At 42.9% G+C, this 217-nt stretch carries 1 pseudogene; it reads left to right on the top strand.

Annotated elements, in window-relative coordinates:
* Positions 1-217 (top strand): annotated as a pseudogene (locus MRS74_RS23820) (ATP-dependent DNA helicase RecQ); the annotation flags it as partial.

Here is a 217-nt window from a genome sequence, read left to right as displayed (position 1 = left end):
AAATTATCGAACAGCTGGCCTTGGAGAACGCCGAGGTCTTTGTTCACAGTTTCGATAGACCAAACATTCAATACCACGTCTCAGACCTTAGTAATGCCAAGCAAGAACTCTGGTCATTTATCCAAGCTCATCATCCAGAAGATGCAGGTATTATCTATTGCCTGTCCCGAAAAAAGGTGGAAGAAACAGCTCAATGGCTCAATGAGTTAGGTAAAGT

This window comes from Marinobacterium sedimentorum (assembly GCF_024267675.1).
In the GTDB taxonomy this organism is placed as follows: domain Bacteria; phylum Pseudomonadota; class Gammaproteobacteria; order Pseudomonadales; family Balneatricaceae; genus Marinobacterium_A; species Marinobacterium_A sedimentorum.
The sequence above is the reverse complement of the archived record's forward strand: the minus strand, read 5'-3'. Positions and strand labels throughout refer to the sequence as shown.